Here is a 16,522-nt window from a genome sequence, read left to right as displayed (position 1 = left end):
CTTAGGCCTTCGCGGCCTTCTTGTGCTCAGCCTGGAAACCCTGCTTGTAGTCGTTGATCGCGTCCTTCAGGCGTGCCTTCAGGTCGTCGTCGAGGGCCTTCTTCGCTTCGATGTCAGCCAGCAACTGCGACTGAGCCGAGTCGAGATAGCCGTAGAAGCCAGCCTCGAATGCGCCGATATCCTTGACCTCAACGTCGTCCAGCAGACCGTTGGTACCAGCGAAGATGATCGCTACCTGCTGTACCCAGGTCAGCGGCTGGAACTGGGGCTGCTTGAGCAGCTCCGTCAGACGCGCGCCACGGTTGAGCTGGTTCTGCGTTACCTTGTCGAGATCCGAACCGAACTGAGCGAACGCTGCGAGCTCGCGATATTGAGCCAGATCCAGCTTCAGCGTCGAACCCACCTGCTTGGTCGCCTTAATTGCCGCCGCGAAGCCTACACGCGACACCGAGAGACCGACGTTCACAGCCGGGCGAACGCCCGAGTTGAACAGATCGGTTTCGAAGAAGATCTGACCGTCGGTGATCGAAATCACGTTCGTCGGAATGTAGGCCGAAACGTCGCCAGCCTGCGTCTCGATGATCGGCAGAGCCGTCAGCGAACCGCCGCCGAGCTCCTTCGACATCTTCGAGCTGCGCTCGAGCAGACGCGAGTGGAGATAGAACACGTCGCCCGGGTATGCTTCACGTCCCGGCGGACGACGGAGCAGCAGCGAGATCTCGCGGTACGAAGCAGCGTGCTTCGAGAGATCGTCATAGATGATCAGCGCGTGCATGCCGTTGTCGCGGAAGTATTCGCCCATCGCGGTCGCCGCGAACGGTGCGAGGTACTGCATCGGTGCGGGCTCCGAGGCCGTCGCCGCCACCACGATCGTGTACGCCATCGCGCCGAAGCGCTCGAGCGTCTGCACGGTCTGGGCTACCGACGAACGCTTCTGGCCGATAGCGCAGTAGATGCAGATGAGGTTGTTCTTCGCCGAGTTGATGATCGTGTCGAGCGCCACAGCGGTCTTACCCGTCTGACGATCGCCGATCAGCAACTCACGCTGGCCACGGCCGATGGGAATCATCGTGTCGATGGCCTTGATGCCCGTTGCCATCGGCTCCGTCACGGACTGACGATCGATAACACCCGGAGCGATGCGCTCCACGGGGAGGGTCTTGTCGGTGTTGATCGGGCCCTTGTCGTCGATCGGCTGACCGAGCGCGTTCACGACGCGACCGATGAGCGCTTCGCCCACGGGCACGCTCATGATCTTGCCGGTACGCTTGACCGTGTCGCCTTCTTTCAGCTCAGCATAGTCGCCGAGCAGCACAGCGCCGACCTGGTCTTCGTCCAGGTTCATGGCCAGACCGGCCACACCGTGCGGGAACTCGATGAGTTCGCCAGCCATGACCTTGTCCAGGCCGTGTACGCGCGCGATACCGTCGCCCAGGGTGACGATCGTGCCGACTTCGTCCACCTGCACACGCTGCTCGTAGTTCTCAATCTGCTGGCGAAGCAGCTCCGTAATTTCGTTTGCTTGAATCGTAGCCATGCGTTTCTCTTTGTCCTTCGTACTTCTGAATCTTGTTCGTTTCTCGTGAGGGCTTAGGCCGCGTTCACGAGGCGTTGCTTCATCTGCTCAAGCTGAGCGCGGACGGAACCATCGTACACAGTCGAACCGACCTTGACGACCGCTCCACCAATCAGGCTCGGGTCCTGCGTGTAAGTCGCCTTCACGCGATCATCGCCCGTCATATCGGCAATCTTCTGCTCGATCAGCTTGCGGGCTGCTTCATCCAGCGGGTGAGCGCTGATCACTTGAGCTTCAGCCACATGGGCAGCCTGATCAGCCAGCGTGTGGAACGCCTCGACCATGTCGCCAAACTCGTGCATGCGCTCGTGCTTGGCGATCAACGCGATGAAGTTGCGCACCTGCGTCGAGATGCCGGTACGGCTGCTCAGCGCATCGAGGAAGCGAAGCTTCTGCGGCTCAGGAATTGACGGGTTGATGAGCACTTCACGAAGCTCGGAGCTTTCGCCCAGCATCGTGTTGAAGTCCTTAAGCTGCTGCTCAACGGAAGCACTATCGAGGTGCTGTTCAGCAACAACCTGGCTTAGGGCGTGCGCGTAACGCAGCGCAGCGGAGTTCGATGCGGCCATTAGTTTGCGCCTCCCTTTCCACCCAGCTTGTTCGCGAAGCTTTCCACCAGCAGGCGGTCCGTTTCAGCGGTCACCACCAGCTTGCGCGCTGCCTGCTCGACAGCAAGCTCTGCAGCGTACTTCTGGATCTCGCGGCGAGCCATCGCGGTCGCGTTGTGGATCTCGCTCTCAGCTGCGGCGACGATCTTGACCTTCTCGTCTTCCACCGACTGCTTGATGCGCTGTTCGTCGCGCTCGGAGTCAGCCTTGGCCTGTGTGCGGTAGTCAGCGATCTGCGTGTCCAACTTGGCAAGACGCTCTTCCACCGAGTTGAGGCGAGCCGTCGCCTCTTCCGTTGCGGTGCGCGCATCGACGAGCTGCTTCTGAATGTTCGACGAACGCTCGCGGAAGGTCTTGGGCAGAATTTTCAGCAGACCAAAACCCACAGCAAAAGCCAGCAGCACGAAGTTCAGCACTGTGAAGGCGGTCGCAGCCTGCTCGACGTTCATGCCGAGCGCCTTGCCCATCTTCTGCACCATCGGCGAGTGACGGAATTCTTCGTCTTCGTCCTTCACTTCCTGCTTCTTCTCAGGAACCTTCGCCATCGGCGAGGAGGACGGAACGGAGATGCCCTGCGAGGCTTCCTGCGCGAACGCACGAGGAGCCACAGACGCCGGAGCAAAGAGCACCAGCGCCATCGCAGCCATCATCAGCTTCTTGGAAAGGTTTGCCATTAGCGGGCCTCCGTGAACGACGCGCCCTGCGGCAGCACTGCGCGGAGGATCTGCTCGGAAAGCTGATCGGCAGCCTGCTCGATCTGCTGGCGAGCAACCACAGCCGAAGCTTCGATCTCGTTCTTGGCGACGCGGACGCGGTCCTGAGCGATCGTGCGCGCTTCGTTCAGCGCAGCATCCTTCTCGGACTGCAGCTTCTGCAGCTTCGCTTCGCGCTCCGCCAGAATCTCTGCACGCGCAGCGCGCAGCTTGGACTCGAAGGCAGCCGTCTCGGCTTCCGCCGCAGCGATCGCTGCACGAGCCTGATCCATCGCGCCCGTCGTGCGGGCACTGCGCTCAGCCAGCGTCTTCTTCAGCGGCCGATTCACCAGCAACTGATAAGCCACGACCAACAAAACAAACAGGATGGCGGTTGGCAAGGAACCAAGCACAAGACCGCCAAGTTGATTCAAAATATCCATGTGTTTTTCAGGGTAGAACAGGTAGGGACCGAGTTGCGATCACCTTCACAGTCGGCCATCCTTGAAACGGAGTGCGACCAACCGGCACCAACGACAGAAAACCTGCCTTTGGTACTTGTCACTTGTAGCAAAGCTGACTGCGGAAAGTCAAAATGCGCGTTCGTTTACCGATTACGGTGATCGGTAATAGATCGGCGAACGAGACAAACGATCATCTGATCGAATTCACCTCTCCGATCATCGAAATTCACGAATTATTTGCTCGTCGGACGAACCACCGGGGGTACACTTGTTCCACCAGCCGAGACCCGTTCCGGGTCGTGCAGGCCGCGTGATCCGGGGACTCCACCTCCGCTCCCCAGGATCAGGCGGCCTGTATTATTTCTGCCGCCAAATCCGACTATCTCGCAGCGCTTTGTCATCCTCGAAGGGGATCTGCGTCAGCATCAGCAGGCTGTGTAGCCTCTTCCCTCACCCAGAACTTCCGATAGCGCTCAAGCAGTGAACTCGGTCCGTGCGCGGTGAAGTAGGTGAGGTTGCCTTCGAACTTCTGGCGCGAGATGTTCGCCCCACGCTCTAGAGCAGCGATCACGCGCCCTTCAGCTTGCGGGATCCGGAAACGAATTTCTGCAAGCGGATCGGCCGTAAGAGCTGCATCGATATGCTTCAGCAGATCGGCCAGACCCTCGCCGCTCAACGCCGATACAGGAATCTCTCCCGGCCCGAAGATGCGTGACTCGGGACCAAGCAAATCGATCTTGTTCAGCACCTGGATCGTCGGCTTGTCGCCTACGCCCAGTTCGTTCAATACGATCTCCACCTGCGCTTTCTGCTCCTCAAGCGTCGGCGAAGCAGCATCACGCACATGGACGAGCAGCTCGGCGCGCTCGACTTCCTCCAGCGTCGCGCGGAAGCTCGTCACCAGCGCATGAGGCAGATGCCGCAGGAACCCTACCGTATCCGACAGCAGCACCTTGCGACGCGAAGGCAACGTCAGCTGTCGCAGCTTCGGATCAAGCGTGGCGAACATGCGCTCCGAGGCCAGCACCTCGGCACCGGTGATCGCATTGAAGAGCGTCGACTTGCCCGCGTTCGTGTAGCCGACCAGCGCGACCGTCGGTACAGGCACGGCCTCGCGGCGTCCGCGCTGCTGCCGTCGAATCCGTCGCACCGCCTCAAGCTGCTGCTTGATGCGATCGACGCGTCCGCGAATCTTTCGCTTGTCGGTTTCAAGCTGCGTTTCGCCCGGACCGCGCGTGCCGATGCCGCCGCCGGTCTGCGACATGCTCTTGCCCTTGCCGCCGATGCGCGGCAGTGAGTACTCGAGCTGCGCAAGCTCCACCTGCAACATGCCTTCACGCGTGCGAGCGTGGCGAGCGAAGATGTCGAGGATCAACTGCGTGCGGTCGATGACCGTGACCGGCAATCGTGCTTCCACGTTGCGCGCCTGCGAAGGCGAGAGGTCGTGATCAAACAGCACGAGCGACGCGCCGGTCGACTCCACCGTCGCAACGATCTCGTCGAGCTTACCGCCTCCGACGAGCGTGGCGGGATCAGGCTTGGCGCGATGCTGCAGCACGACCGCCGCGATGGTCGCACCGGCCGAGCGAGCCAGTTCCTGAAACTCTGCAAGCGATGCTTCGAAGTCGAGATCAGCGGCCGGCGGCTGCACATGCTCCACGCCGCCCTGCCCAGCCGCATCGATTGCCGCAGACGCACGTGCTGCAGACGCCACCGGCGACAGCTTCGGGCGTCCTGCGGAGAAGTCCACGCAGACGAGCACAGCCCGCTCGCCAATCGCCTCTTGTCTGCGACGCAGAAGCTCGCGCTCCTGCTCGGCAGAACGTTTCAGGCGGTTGGCGCCGGGGTGATGCGATGTGTTGTAGTCAGCCAATCTGCGTCGTGCGACCTGCGCGCAGCGTTACTCGACCGGCTGCGCTGCCGGAGCATGCGACACGCGCGATTCACCATGCGGACGCGAATCGCTTCCGTGGTTGCGCATGTTTACGACCGTCGAGATCGCATGCTTGAAGATGAGTTGTTCCTGGGCATTGTTTTCGAGCAGTACCGAGTACTTGTCGAAAGAACGAATCTTGCCGGTTAGCTTTACGCCACTGACGAGATAAATCGTGATGGGGCTCTTGTCCTTACGGACGGTGTTCAGGAAGGTGTCCTGAATATTTTGTGCCGGCTTGGGGTCCATTGTGCCGATCTCCTGATTTCGTTGTTGCTCTTGGTGAAACAACTTATTGCAGAAAAGGTTTGCCGAGCGCAGAGCTCGCCTACCCAGACGTGCAGGGCTACAGCCTAACCCGCAAGCAGCGCGATGAGCAAATAAGTCTTCGCTATACCGCCGCCAGTCTATAAGACGCGTCCCACGACGTTTAGGATAAGGACGATGTCAGATTCCGCACTCAGCCCCGTTCCTCTGCTGGATTTCAGCCGCGAATACCAGGCGCACCGCGAAGAACTCCTCGCCGCTCTTATCGAAGTCGCAGACACGCAGCGATTCATCCTGGGCCCTGCAGTGCAGCAGTTTGAGGCCTCGGCCGCCGCTTCGCTCGAGGTGGAACACGCAGTGGGTTGCGCGAGCGGAACCGATGCGCTCTGGCTCGCGCTCGCGGCGCTTGAGGTCGGCGGCGAAGAAGGAGTGGCCGAGCGCGGCCAGCAGGCCGTCGTCACGACGCCCTTCAGCTTCTTCGCCACGGTCAGCAGCATTCTGCGCGCAGGCGGTGTGCCGGTACTCGCCGACATCGATCCCCTCACCTTCAACCTTTCCGCGACAGCCACGGCCGAAGCCATCGAACGCCACCACACGGCGAGCGGCGCGCAGGTCGCGGCGATCATGCCGGTGCACCTTTACGGCCAGTGCGCGGACATGGACGCCTTCACCACGCTCGCCACGCAACACGGCGCGGTGATCGTTGAAGACGCGGCACAGGCCTTCGGAGCAAAGTGGAACGGCGTGCAGGCCGGCTCGCTCGGCGATGCCGCGGCCTTCAGCTTCTACCCCACCAAGAACCTCGCCGCGATGGGCGACGCAGGCATGGTCACCACGCATGACGCCGCTACCGCTGAGCGTGCGACCATGCTCCGCGCGCATGGCATGAGGAAGCGCTACTTCCACGATGAGGTTGGCTGGAACTCACGTATTGACTCGCTGCAGGCGGCCGCGCTCAGCGTGCGCCTGCGCTATGTGGAGGCTGGCAACGCGCGTCGCCGTGAGATCGCGGCGCTCTATGCCGAGGCCTTCACCGCCGCAGGACTGGTCAGCGATAGCGTGACGACCGGCATCGTGCTTCCCTACACCGATCCGCGCGCGGAACACGTCTTTCACCAGTACGTCATCCGCGCACCGCGCCGCGATGATCTGCGCGCGCACCTTGCTTCGCTGCAGATCGGCAGCGAAGTTTACTATCCGCTACCGCTGCATCTACAGGAGTCGCTCGCCTCGCTCGGCTACAAGCGCGGCGACTTCCCACACAGCGAAAAGGCCGCCGAAGAGGTCCTCGCGTTGCCCATCTATCCTGAGCTGCGTGACGACGAAGTCGCCACGGTCGTTGAAGGCATCCGCCGCTTCTACGCCTAACTCATTACTCGCAACTCACGGCTCATCACTCGAACGAAACTACGAGCCACGAATCTCTGGCTGCCCCATCCGTACGCGCAGATTGCGGACGGGTGGGCCTCTCCCCGCAAGGCGAAAGGCGCTCATCCACGATGAGCGCCTTTCACATTCCACAAAAACCTACCGCCGCTTTCTGCCAGCCTTGGCTTTCTTGTCCTTCTTCTCTTCCACCACAGGGTGCGCTTCGTCAGGCTTCTGCGTGTTCGGCGGCAGAATCCGACGTACGGTCGTCTCTTCCAGGCGATACGTCTTCTCGATCAGCTTGCCCGGCTTCACAATGCCTGTCTTCGGATCAGGCACAGGCGCGGGCGAATCCGCTGCCAGCGTGTGGTATTTGAAGATCGGAAGCTCCATCGCCGCCATCGCGGACTTGCCGTACGGGTCCTTGCCCTTGGTCACGACCACCGGTAGATAGCCTTCGATGTTCTTCTCGCGGAACGCGGTCTCATAACGATGTTTGTTGTGGTTCCAGGTGAAGACGCGCACCTGATCAAAGTCATACGGCAGCCCCGCTTTGTACGGTGCAAGCACGGTCACGTACTCGGGAATCTCCGTCACCGTGACGCCGTTGTTCATCACGCCTGATTCCGGATCGTTCACCGTCGCCAGCACATAGGCACCCACGATGCGCTGCCCTTCGGCGTAGCGCGCCAGCGCGTCCGGCTCGCTGACATCGATCAGACGCGAGTAGATCCAGCCGGTCTGCCCCTTGCTGTCGCGCACCAGCCACCAGTCTTCCATCGTCGGCGGAGCAATCGGGGACGTGGGATCGCTCGGATCAACATGCGGAGGCGCCTGCCCCGGCGGTAGCGGCTTCACCACCGTCGCACGCTGAATCAGGCTCATCGTGTCGCCTTCATTCAAGCGGAAAAAATGTTCGGTCGACCGGCCCGGCGCGATGTGCAGCACCGCTTCATCGCGAGTCACGGCCTTGGCGACAACAGCATCGTTCAGATGCTGCTGTTTGAGCTCATCAAAGGTGTCCATGAGCGCCTGATCTGCGGTGAGCTTCTCATCCAGCCAGCCCACGATGCCGCTCGGCGCCTGCACCTTGATGAAGCGGCGCTGGTGCTCGAGCACCGTCAGCTTCTCGCCGTTCTGCACCACGCCCGTGCGGTTGGACACCGCAGCGATGCGATCGCGCAGCGTAGCTTCTTTGGCTGTGACGTAAACGTACTTGGAGGGTCCGCTGTGCTTGCGAAAACGCGAGCATCCGCCGAGCATGATCGACGACGCCAGACCCAGTACTACCACCGCTTTGCTATGCCACCGCACTGCCCGCAACTAACGCCTCCTGCGCCACATCGCGCTCATCTCTATTGTGCAGGATGGCGCCCGTCGCTAGTGGGTTGCCGCAAGCGCAGGTGCAATGGAAGTACTGGTGCCCGTGGACTCGGTCGTCGACTGCAGGGTCAATCCGCCGCTCGAACCGATCAGGAAGACCTCCAGCCCCGCGCTCGAGTTGTAACCCGAGGCCACCAGGTAGCTGGTGCTCTTGTCCAGCGTCAGTGACGAAACCGACGACGGCGCATTCACGGTGCCCACGCTCGTGAGCGCACCGCTCGACTGCGAGAAGATCGAGATCGTGCTGTCGCCCTTGTTCGCCGCGTACAAGTAGCCGTAACCCGAAGAGAACGCCAGCGCAGACGGGCTCGTGCCCGTTAGGTAGGTCGAAGGCACGGAAGTCGTCACCGTGTTCGATGCGGCGGCGTACACCAACACCGAATACGTCGTCGCATTCGTCGAGCGCGCGATGTAAAGATTGTGGCTGCCATCCCACGTAATTGCGTTATCGCCATCTGCAGAAGACTGCGTATTCACATAATTCGGGTTACCGAGCGTGCCGCTGGAGGTCGTGAACGGAAAGACCTCCACGCCGCCCGAGCCCATCGCTACCGCCACGTAAGTATTGTCCGGCGAGACGCGAATCTGCTTCGGCACGATCGTATACCCGGTCGAATCCGTCAGCGGAATCGCGGCCGTCAGCGACAGAGCGCCGCTCGTTCCGAAGCTGTATACGTACAACTCCGGCGAAGTCGACGTAGAGCTGTCTACCGAGAAGAGCCAGTTGCCATCCGGCGAAATCGCTAGGTCCACCTGGCTGTAATTCTGCGTGTACTGGGCCGTGCCGCTGCTGGGCACACCGGCAGAACTCAGCACGTAGGAGTAGATATTGCCGTTCGTACCCGCTACATACAAGTAGCCGTTGCCGCTGCGAACGACCATCGCCGTCGGCGTGTAGGAAAGCGAAAATGGTGCGCCAGACACCTTGGCCAGCGTGCCCGTCGTATTGCCGTAGGCGTCCAGGTAGGTGCTGCCGGAGTAGCTATTGCCCGCGAAGATCACGTTCGAGGTCGTGCTCGTCGATGTGGTGCAGCTTGCCTTGCCTTCGCACTGGAAGAAAGCCCCGCATCCCACAAAAGCCGGCACCACCGCCAACACGCTCAGCGCTGCCACCCTGCTCACAACCGCTCGCCAATTCATCAACCCAGACGCTCCCTGCTGCGCGATTTTCCGCGTAAATCCGTCGATCTATTGTCGCAGCCTTTTGTTATGTCTGACGCGCAACACCGCGAGCCGTTATCATCTAACGCTGTATGCCCAGTTTTTCTGACAACATCTTCATCTTCGTGCTGGCGCTGCTGCTCTTCGGCCCGAAGCGCCTGCCCAAGCTCGCCCGCGAACTCGGCAAATGGGTTGGCGAATTCCGCCGCGCGTCCAACGACTTCAAGATGCAGATGGAAGACGAACTTCGCTCCAGCGAGCAGGCCGAGCGCGACAGGAAGATTTCCGCCATGGAAGCCGCAGCGCCCGCCACGCCCGCTCTTGACGAACCCAAGCCTGCGGAGTCCACGGAGTCGCGTTACCTCACGCTCGACTCCCCCGAGCGCTCGATGGAAGCGGCCACGCCTGTGGAAGCGCTGCCCGAACCAGCACCCGCGGAAGCGCCCACCGAACCTCTTCCCATCGCCTCTTCCGGCGAGTTGAACCTGATGCCGCCCGCCACCGGGCTTCCGCAGGGACGCTCGCCTCGCGCCACGACCGCATCCTCCGACCCTCTCGGCGGCCTTATCGACTCCATCCCCGTCGCCGACGAGAACAAGGAGAACCACCATGGCTGAGGACGTGCTCGACCGCGCCCGCAACGCCGTCAAGGACCGCGCTGACCTCCCCGGCATGAGCCTGATGCAGCACCTCGAGGAGCTGCGCAACCGCATCCTCTGGGCGCTTGCCTATCTCCTCGTCGGCGTCATCATCGCCTATTGCTTCCACAACCGCATCATCGACTTTCTGCAGAAGCCGCTGCTGGACATCGGGCAGCAGATGACGATGACGCATCCCACCGATGCGCTGAACCTGCAGATCAAAGCCTCGATCGTCGTCGGTGCGATCCTCGCCAGCCCGTTCATCCTGTACCAGATCTGGCTCTTCATCTCGCCCGGCATGTATGCGCACGAGAAGAAGTACGTCTGGCCCTTCATGTTCACCACCATTGGCCTCTTCCTCGCAGGCGCATGGTTCGGCTATCGCTGGGTGCTGCCCGGAGCCATGAAGGTGCTCATTCTGGAGATGGGCCACAACCTCAATCACATGATTACGATTGAGGACTACACAGGGTTCTTCCTCGCAGTGATCCTCGGCCTCGGCGCGACGTTCGAAATGCCGATCCTGATCTTCTTCCTGTCGCTCTTCGGCATCGTCAACGCGCAGTTCCTGCTCAAACACTTCCGCTACGCCGTGCTGGCGATCTTCCTGATCGCCGCGATCATCTGCCCCACGCCCGATCCCATCGGCATGTGTCTCTTCGCCACGCCGATGCTGGTGCTCTACTTCCTCGGGGTGTTCGTGGCGTACTTCGTCCACGCAGACACCGACGCCCGCGCGCGCTGGAGAATGATCGGCTGGGCGATCCTCGCGGTCGCTGCCATCGCCGCTGCGCTGTGGTTCGTCAAACCTCTCCACGCACATGACGCGATCATCCACTTCATTCAACACACCAGCAGGAAGCGCTAGCCCAAGACCATGAACCTACTTCGCACCCTCGCTGCTGCTCTCGCACTGACCACCACCACACTCGCCTCGGCACAGGGACATCCTGTGTCTGGCGCGAAGGTGATGGACCTGACGAAGCAATACCTCGCCGCCGCGCCGCATCGTGCGATCGGCACGCCCGGACACGAAGCCGCAGAGAAATTCATCCGCGACCACTTTGCGACGGAGGCTTCCAAGGGCAATCTCGTCGTCGATAAGTTCACCGCACACACCCCCGTCGGCATGCAGCCGATGACGAATTACATCGCCAAATTCCCGGGCAAGAAGGACGGCGTGATCGTACTGGCCTCTCACTACGAGACCAACTATCCGCTGCAGAGCATCGGCTTCGTCGGCGCTAACGACGGTGCCTGCACCACTGCACTGCTCATCGCACTCGGCGACTACTACCGTACGCATCCGCCGCAGGGCTATAGCGTTTGGCTGGTGTTCGACGACGGCGAAGAAGCCGTTGGCAAGGAAGGCATGGTGCCGAGCGATTCGCTGTACGGCGTGCGCCACCTCGCAGCAAAGTGGTCCGGCGATGGAACGATCGGCAAGATCAAAGCCTTCGTCGTCGCTGACATGCTCGGCTGGAAGAGCATGAACATCGACCGCGAAGGCAACTCGACCCCCTGGCTGCTGGACCTGCTGGCGAAGGCTGCAAAGACCACCGGCCACAGCTCGTCCGTTTTCGCCAACGAGATGACGATCGAAGACGATCACATCCCCTTCAAGCAGCGTGGTGTGCCGGTGCTGGACGTCATCTGCTACGAGTACGGCCCCTACGAGCAGAACCGTGGCGACTACGCCTTCCACCACACCGCGAAGGACACGATCGACAAGCTCTCCGTAGCTTCACTCCAGACCTCTGCTGATCTTTTCGTTGAACTCGTGAAGCTCATCGACCAGCACTAAAGCATCCCCAGCAGCAACGATTGTTTCTAACTCCTGAAGCCCCACCGGGTTTCAGGAGTTTTTTCTATGTCGCGAACCACTACCGCGCAGGACATCACCCGCATCGCCATGGGCGCAGCCCTCGCCGGAGCCGGCATTACGCATCTCACTGTCGCGCGCGAGGAGTTCAAGAACCAGGTTCCGCCGTGGATGCCCTTTGACACCGATGCGGTCGTGCTCGCCTCTGGCGTTGGCGAAATCGCCCTGGGCACGGCGCTCGCACTTGCGCCCGAAAAACTTCGTCCGCTCGCAGGCTGTGCGGCCGCAGGCTTCTTCGCTGCGATCTTTCCCGGCAACCTCGCGCAGTACACCGAACGCCGTAACGCCTTCGGCCTCGACACCGACAAGAAACGCTTCGGGCGCCTCTTCTTCCAGCCAGTGCTCATCGGCCTCGCGCTCTGGTCGGCAGGCACCATCGCCAAGAAGCGCAAACGCCTCTTCTGACGAAGTTACATCTTCGCTCGCTGACATACTGGAAGGCCCATCTGGCACTCTGGATACCTCGACCCTGACACACTGATGTCAACCTTCGCCGTCGCAGCGAACTCGCGAAACTCTAACCTGTTACACCGTACAATTCTTCCGAGTGACTCCTATCTCCCACTGGCTCTGGTTCCACGTCGCCGTCGTCGCGCTGATGCTGGCCGAGTTCGGCTTGCACCGCCTGTTCCCCGACCCGCACCGCAAGGCCGTCTGGGCCACAGTACTCTGGACCGTCGCCGCGCTCGCGCTCGCAGCCATTCTGCTACCGCTGTACGGCCACGCGCACGCCACCGAATACGTTGCGAGCTGGGCCATCGAGGAAGCGCTCTCCGTCGATAACCTCTTCGTCTTCCTGCTGCTCTTCAAGACCTTCACCATTCCTGAAGACCGCCAGCCCAAAGTCCTCTTCTGGGGCGTCGCCGGAGCCATCGTCATGCGCGGCGCGTTCATCGCCGGCGGTCTCTCGCTGCTCGCGCGCTTCCATTGGGTCGAATACGTCTTCGGCGCGCTTCTTCTCGCTGCCGCCGTCAAGCTCCTGAAACCCGAGGACGACTCTGAGGGTAATGAAGTCAGCCAGCCCACGTGGCTCCGCTGGCTCACTCGGGTTCACCCTGTCTCGCCGCGCACAGACACGTTCTCAGCCCGCGAAACAGTAGGCGGCAAGCTCGTATGGATGCCCACCACGCTCCTGCTCGCGCTCATCGCCGTGGAACTCACCGACGTCGTCTTCGCGCTCGACTCGATCCCCGCGGTGCTCTCGATCACGCGCATTCCCTTCATCGCCTACACCTCAAACATCATGGCTGTGATGGGTCTCCGCTCGCTTTACGTGCTGCTCGCCGCGATGCTGAAGAGCCTCCGCTTCATGCACTACGGCCTCGCCGCACTGCTCGCCTTCGCTGCGGTAAAGATGCTCGCCGTCCACTGGATCGAAATCGGCCCGCTGGCTTCGCTCGGCGTGATCGCGGTGGTGCTGGCGATCACCGTCGGCACCTCGGTCGCGTTCCGGCAGAAACAAGCGTAGTCTTCGCGGCACCGGCCATCAGGCACACGCGGTATCCTTGAAGAGATGTCCACCGCGATCGAAGTCCGCACGCCGTCCGCCAACTACACCGTCCACATCGGTCCCGGCCTGCTCGCGGACCTCGCCCAGCGCATCGCCGCGCTCCACACCACGCCCAAGGCGAAGCTCTTCGTCGTCACCTCGCCCGTCATCTGGTCGCACTGGTCCGAGCGCTTCCTCGCCTCCTTCGGCGGCACTCAGCCAGTCGTGCTGCAGGTGCTCGCCGGCGAGCAGTACAAGCGCTTCTCCACCCTCGAGTCCCTCGCCGAACAGCTTGCCGAACACGGCGCTGATCGCGACTCGATCCTCATCGCCTTCGGAGGCGGCGTCCTCGGCGACATGACCGGCTTCCTCGCCGCCATCTACATGCGTGGCATCCGCTACGTGCAGGTGCCCACCACGGCGCTCGCGCAGATCGACTCCTCCGTCGGCGGCAAGACCGGCGCAAACCTCGCGGCAGGCAAGAACCTCATCGGCAGCTTCCACCACCCGCTCGCCGTCTTCGCCGACATTGATACCCTCTCCACGCTGCCCGAAAACGAACTCCGCGCAGGCCTGCAGGAGTCCGTCAAAGCCGGCATCATCCGCGATCGCGAGCTCTTCGACTACATGGAGGCGCACACCGCCGCCATCCTCGCCGGCAATCACGAAGCCCTCACCCGCGTCATCGCCGACAGCGTGCAGATGAAGGTCAACGTCGTCGCCGAAGACGAGTTCGAAACCGGCGTCCGCATGTTGCTCAACCTCGGCCACACGCTCGGCCACGCCATCGAAGCCGCCACACGCTACGAGCAGCTCCTCCACGGCGAAGCCATCGCCTGGGGCATGATCGCCGCCACCTCCATCGCGCAGAAGCGCGGCATGGTCACCAGCGCACAGGTCGAGCGCATCACGAACCTCGTCCGCGCCTACGGCCCGCTCAAGCCCTTCACCGCCGACGTGCACGAACTCGTCTCACTCACCGCCAAGGACAAGAAGAACCGCAGCGACTCGCGCCGCTTCATCCTGCCCGTCGGCATCGGCGACGCCACCGTCGTCCGCGACGTCACCGAAGCCGAGCTCACCGTGGCCACAGAAGAGCTCTTCGCCCAGATGCCCACCCGCGAAGACCTCGCCGAAGCGAACGCCTGATGCCTACCGAAACCACTGGCGCACGCACCGCCAACGAACGCACCCAGGCCGAAGCCGCACAAAACGTGCAGGCGATGTTCAACTCCATCGCGCCCAAGTACGATCTGCTGAACCACCTCATCAGCATGGGCCTCGACCGCCGCTGGTGGCGCAAAACCGCCCGCGCCTTCACGCCGGTACTGAAGAACCCCGACGCGCGCATCCTCGACATCTGCTGCGGCACCGGCGACCAGACCTCCGCGCTACTAGCCGCGCGCCCTGCCAATGCAGCCCGACTCACCGGCCTCGATTTCTCGGCACAGATGCTCGACCGCGCCCGCTGCAAGTACGCCACCGAGCCGATTGACTGGATCGAAGGCGACGCCATGCACCTGCCCTTCCCCGACAACTCATTCGATCTCGTCACCTCGGCCTTCGGCTTCCGCAACCTCACCGACTACGCCGCTGGCCTGCGCGAGATCGCCCGCGTGCTTAAGCCCGGCGGCCGCATCGGCGTCCTCGAAGCTAATCAGCCCGAAGGCGCCAAGGCGCTCGCCTACAACCTCTACTTCTCGCAGATCGCCCCCCTCATCGGCGGCATGATCTCCGGCGACCGCGCGGCCTACAAGTACCTGCCCGACTCCGTGCGCCGCTTCCCGCGCCCGCCCAAGATGCTCGCCCTCATGGCCGAAGCCGGCTTCGTCGACGCCCACTGGGACGGCTACCTGCTCCACTCCGCTGGCCTTTACCGCGGCACCAAGGCGTAGACCACCGCGATCGGGTGCCCCACATCTCGATTCTTGAGATGTGGGTTTGCAGAAATTTACGGACATCACCACCGTCGGTGGCCCCATCCGTACGCGGCTTCATGCGGACGGGTGGGCAGCCACGAACGCTAGAGCGAGTTACGTCCCTTCGCCCCAAAACTCAGAAAGGAGGCAGCCCAAGAGGCCGCCTCCCCCCATCATCAGCACCTACACAAACTGCGCAGCGGGCCGAACCACTAGCTCGTTCACAGCCACACCAGCAGGCTGACCGATCGCATATGCAATCGCCTCAGCGATCGCCTGCGGCGGTTGCGCCACCTGCATGAAGTGCCCCATCTGCTCAGCAGTTTCCTTGTGCGTGATCGTATTGCCCAATTCAGTCTCAAACGCACCCGGCAGAATCACCGTAGTGCGAATGTTCTTGCCCACACACTCCTGCCGCAGCGTCTCGGTGATCGCCCCCACAGCCCACTTCGAGCCGCAGTACACCGCCGCCATCGGAAACGCGCGGATCCCCGCCACGGACGAGATATTCACAAAGTGCCCGCTGCCCTGCTTTTCAAACACCGGCAGCGCTGCGGCAATGCCATACAGCACGCCCTTCACGTTTACGTCGATCGTCTGCTCCCACTCCTCCACGCGCAGTTCGCTCAGCGGCGACAGCGGCATGATGCCTGCGTTGTTCACGATCACATCGATCTTCCCAAACGCCTTCACGCCCGCAGCCACAAGCGCCTCAAGATCAGCACGCTTCACCACATCGCAGGCCACTGCCAGAGCCTTGCCACCAGCGGCTTCGATCTCGCTCACGAGAGCATCCAGCCGGTCTTTGCGACGCGCACCGAGCACGACCACCGCACCCTGCTTCGCCAACTCCTTCGCCGTCACCGCGCCAATGCCGCTGCTCGCGCCCGTAATCACTACAACCTTGCCTTGAATGTCAGCCATGATTCGCTGTTCTCCTTGAAGGACAGCTTAGTGATCACACGCTCGCGACCGTTAGCCCGCTCCTGCCGAGTTCTTGCCTAATCCTCTTGCAGCCTCGACGCTCAAACGGCAATAGCTCCTTACTCGACCTCTACGACCAAGCTCTCAATCGCATGAAGCTGATATTTTCATCAGGCGCAGGATTCGCACGTCGTAATTTCATCCCAGCCTCGCGC

At 61.9% G+C, this 16,522-nt stretch carries 17 protein-coding genes; 8 read left to right on the top strand and 9 right to left on the bottom strand.

Going from position 1 to position 16,522, the window contains the following annotated elements; all coding sequences use genetic code 11:
- Position 1 precedes the first annotated feature (1 nt).
- The 6 genes from atpA to hfq all read right to left on the bottom strand — a co-directional run bounded on the left by atpA (position 2) and on the right by hfq (position 5,522).
- Positions 2–1,537: a F0F1 ATP synthase subunit alpha gene (gene atpA, locus OHL11_RS16380; RefSeq protein WP_263372619.1), complete on the bottom strand. Its 1,536-nt coding sequence runs from the start codon at positions 1,535–1,537 to the stop codon at positions 2–4.
- 53 nt (positions 1,538–1,590) lie between these two features.
- Complete coding sequence (gene atpH / locus OHL11_RS16375; RefSeq protein ID WP_263372618.1) at positions 1,591–2,145, bottom strand: ATP synthase F1 subunit delta; 555 nt, start codon at positions 2,143–2,145, stop codon at positions 1,591–1,593.
- A complete protein-coding gene (locus OHL11_RS16370) occupies positions 2,145–2,858 on the bottom strand; it encodes an ATP synthase F0 subunit B (RefSeq protein WP_263372617.1) in 714 nt (237 codons plus the stop codon). Before OHL11_RS16370 ends, atpH begins: the two co-directional genes overlap by 1 nt.
- Positions 2,858–3,319: a F0F1 ATP synthase subunit B family protein gene (locus OHL11_RS16365; protein ID WP_263372616.1), complete on the bottom strand. Its 462-nt coding sequence runs from the start codon at positions 3,317–3,319 to the stop codon at positions 2,858–2,860. Before OHL11_RS16365 ends, OHL11_RS16370 begins: the two co-directional genes overlap by 1 nt.
- A 418-nt stretch (positions 3,320–3,737) precedes the next feature.
- Entirely contained in the window at positions 3,738–5,213 is a 1,476-nt protein-coding gene (gene hflX, locus OHL11_RS16360; RefSeq protein ID WP_263372615.1) for a GTPase HflX, read from the bottom strand.
- 27 nt (positions 5,214–5,240) lie between these two features.
- The gene (gene hfq, locus OHL11_RS16355; protein ID WP_263372614.1) at positions 5,241–5,522 is read right to left on the bottom strand and encodes an RNA chaperone Hfq; all 282 of its coding nucleotides are present in this window, start codon (positions 5,520–5,522) and stop codon (positions 5,241–5,243) included.
- Between the two features lie 195 nt (positions 5,523–5,717).
- Here hfq and OHL11_RS16350 point away from each other — a divergent pair, with 195 nt between their 5' ends.
- Positions 5,718–6,908, top strand: a complete 1,191-nt coding sequence (locus tag OHL11_RS16350) for a DegT/DnrJ/EryC1/StrS family aminotransferase (RefSeq protein ID WP_263372613.1) — start codon at positions 5,718–5,720, stop codon at positions 6,906–6,908.
- Between the two features lie 159 nt (positions 6,909–7,067).
- Here the strand turns inward: OHL11_RS16350 and OHL11_RS16345 are convergent, their stop codons facing one another.
- Positions 7,068–8,201 (bottom strand): SH3 domain-containing protein, encoded by a 1,134-nt coding sequence (locus OHL11_RS16345; protein ID WP_263372612.1) that lies wholly within the window; start codon positions 8,199–8,201, stop codon positions 7,068–7,070.
- Between the two features lie 87 nt (positions 8,202–8,288).
- Positions 8,289–9,413 (bottom strand): lactonase family protein, encoded by a 1,125-nt coding sequence (locus OHL11_RS16340; RefSeq protein ID WP_263372611.1) that lies wholly within the window; start codon positions 9,411–9,413, stop codon positions 8,289–8,291.
- Between the two features lie 131 nt (positions 9,414–9,544).
- On the opposite strand from OHL11_RS16340, the gene OHL11_RS16335 reads away from it, so the two are divergent.
- The 7 genes from OHL11_RS16335 to ubiE all read left to right on the top strand — a co-directional run bounded on the left by OHL11_RS16335 (position 9,545) and on the right by ubiE (position 15,359).
- Positions 9,545–10,069 (top strand): twin-arginine translocase TatA/TatE family subunit, encoded by a 525-nt coding sequence (locus OHL11_RS16335; RefSeq protein ID WP_263372610.1) that lies wholly within the window; start codon positions 9,545–9,547, stop codon positions 10,067–10,069.
- Positions 10,062–10,961: a twin-arginine translocase subunit TatC gene (tatC, locus tag OHL11_RS16330; protein WP_263372609.1), complete on the top strand. Its 900-nt coding sequence runs from the start codon at positions 10,062–10,064 to the stop codon at positions 10,959–10,961. Before OHL11_RS16335 ends, tatC begins: the two co-directional genes overlap by 8 nt.
- Before the next feature lie 9 nt (positions 10,962–10,970).
- Positions 10,971–11,897, top strand: a complete 927-nt coding sequence (locus tag OHL11_RS16325) for a M28 family peptidase (RefSeq protein WP_263372608.1) — start codon at positions 10,971–10,973, stop codon at positions 11,895–11,897.
- A 66-nt stretch (positions 11,898–11,963) separates the two neighbouring features.
- Positions 11,964–12,380: a DoxX family protein gene (locus tag OHL11_RS16320; RefSeq protein ID WP_263372607.1), complete on the top strand. Its 417-nt coding sequence runs from the start codon at positions 11,964–11,966 to the stop codon at positions 12,378–12,380.
- Between the two features lie 142 nt (positions 12,381–12,522).
- Positions 12,523–13,443, top strand: a complete 921-nt coding sequence (locus OHL11_RS16315; RefSeq protein WP_263372606.1) for a TerC/Alx family metal homeostasis membrane protein — start codon at positions 12,523–12,525, stop codon at positions 13,441–13,443.
- A 45-nt stretch (positions 13,444–13,488) separates the two neighbouring features.
- Positions 13,489–14,613: a 3-dehydroquinate synthase gene (gene aroB / locus OHL11_RS16310; RefSeq protein WP_263372605.1), complete on the top strand. Its 1,125-nt coding sequence runs from the start codon at positions 13,489–13,491 to the stop codon at positions 14,611–14,613.
- Positions 14,613–15,359, top strand: coding sequence for a bifunctional demethylmenaquinone methyltransferase/2-methoxy-6-polyprenyl-1,4-benzoquinol methylase UbiE (ubiE, locus tag OHL11_RS16305; protein WP_263372604.1), 747 nt, complete (start codon positions 14,613–14,615; stop codon positions 15,357–15,359). The genes aroB and ubiE overlap by 1 nt, the downstream gene beginning before the upstream one ends.
- A gap of 207 nt (positions 15,360–15,566) precedes the next feature.
- Here ubiE and OHL11_RS16300 read toward each other — a convergent pair whose 3' ends face one another.
- Positions 15,567–16,307 carry an SDR family oxidoreductase gene (locus OHL11_RS16300; RefSeq protein WP_263372603.1) on the bottom strand — a complete coding sequence of 247 codons (741 nt, stop codon included), beginning with the start codon at positions 16,305–16,307 and terminating at the stop codon, positions 15,567–15,569.
- Positions 16,308–16,522: the final 215 nt, after the last annotated feature.

This window comes from Granulicella cerasi (assembly GCF_025685575.1).
GTDB lineage: Bacteria > Acidobacteriota > Terriglobia > Terriglobales > Acidobacteriaceae > Granulicella > Granulicella cerasi.
The sequence above is the reverse complement of the archived record's forward strand: the minus strand, read 5'-3'. Positions and strand labels throughout refer to the sequence as shown.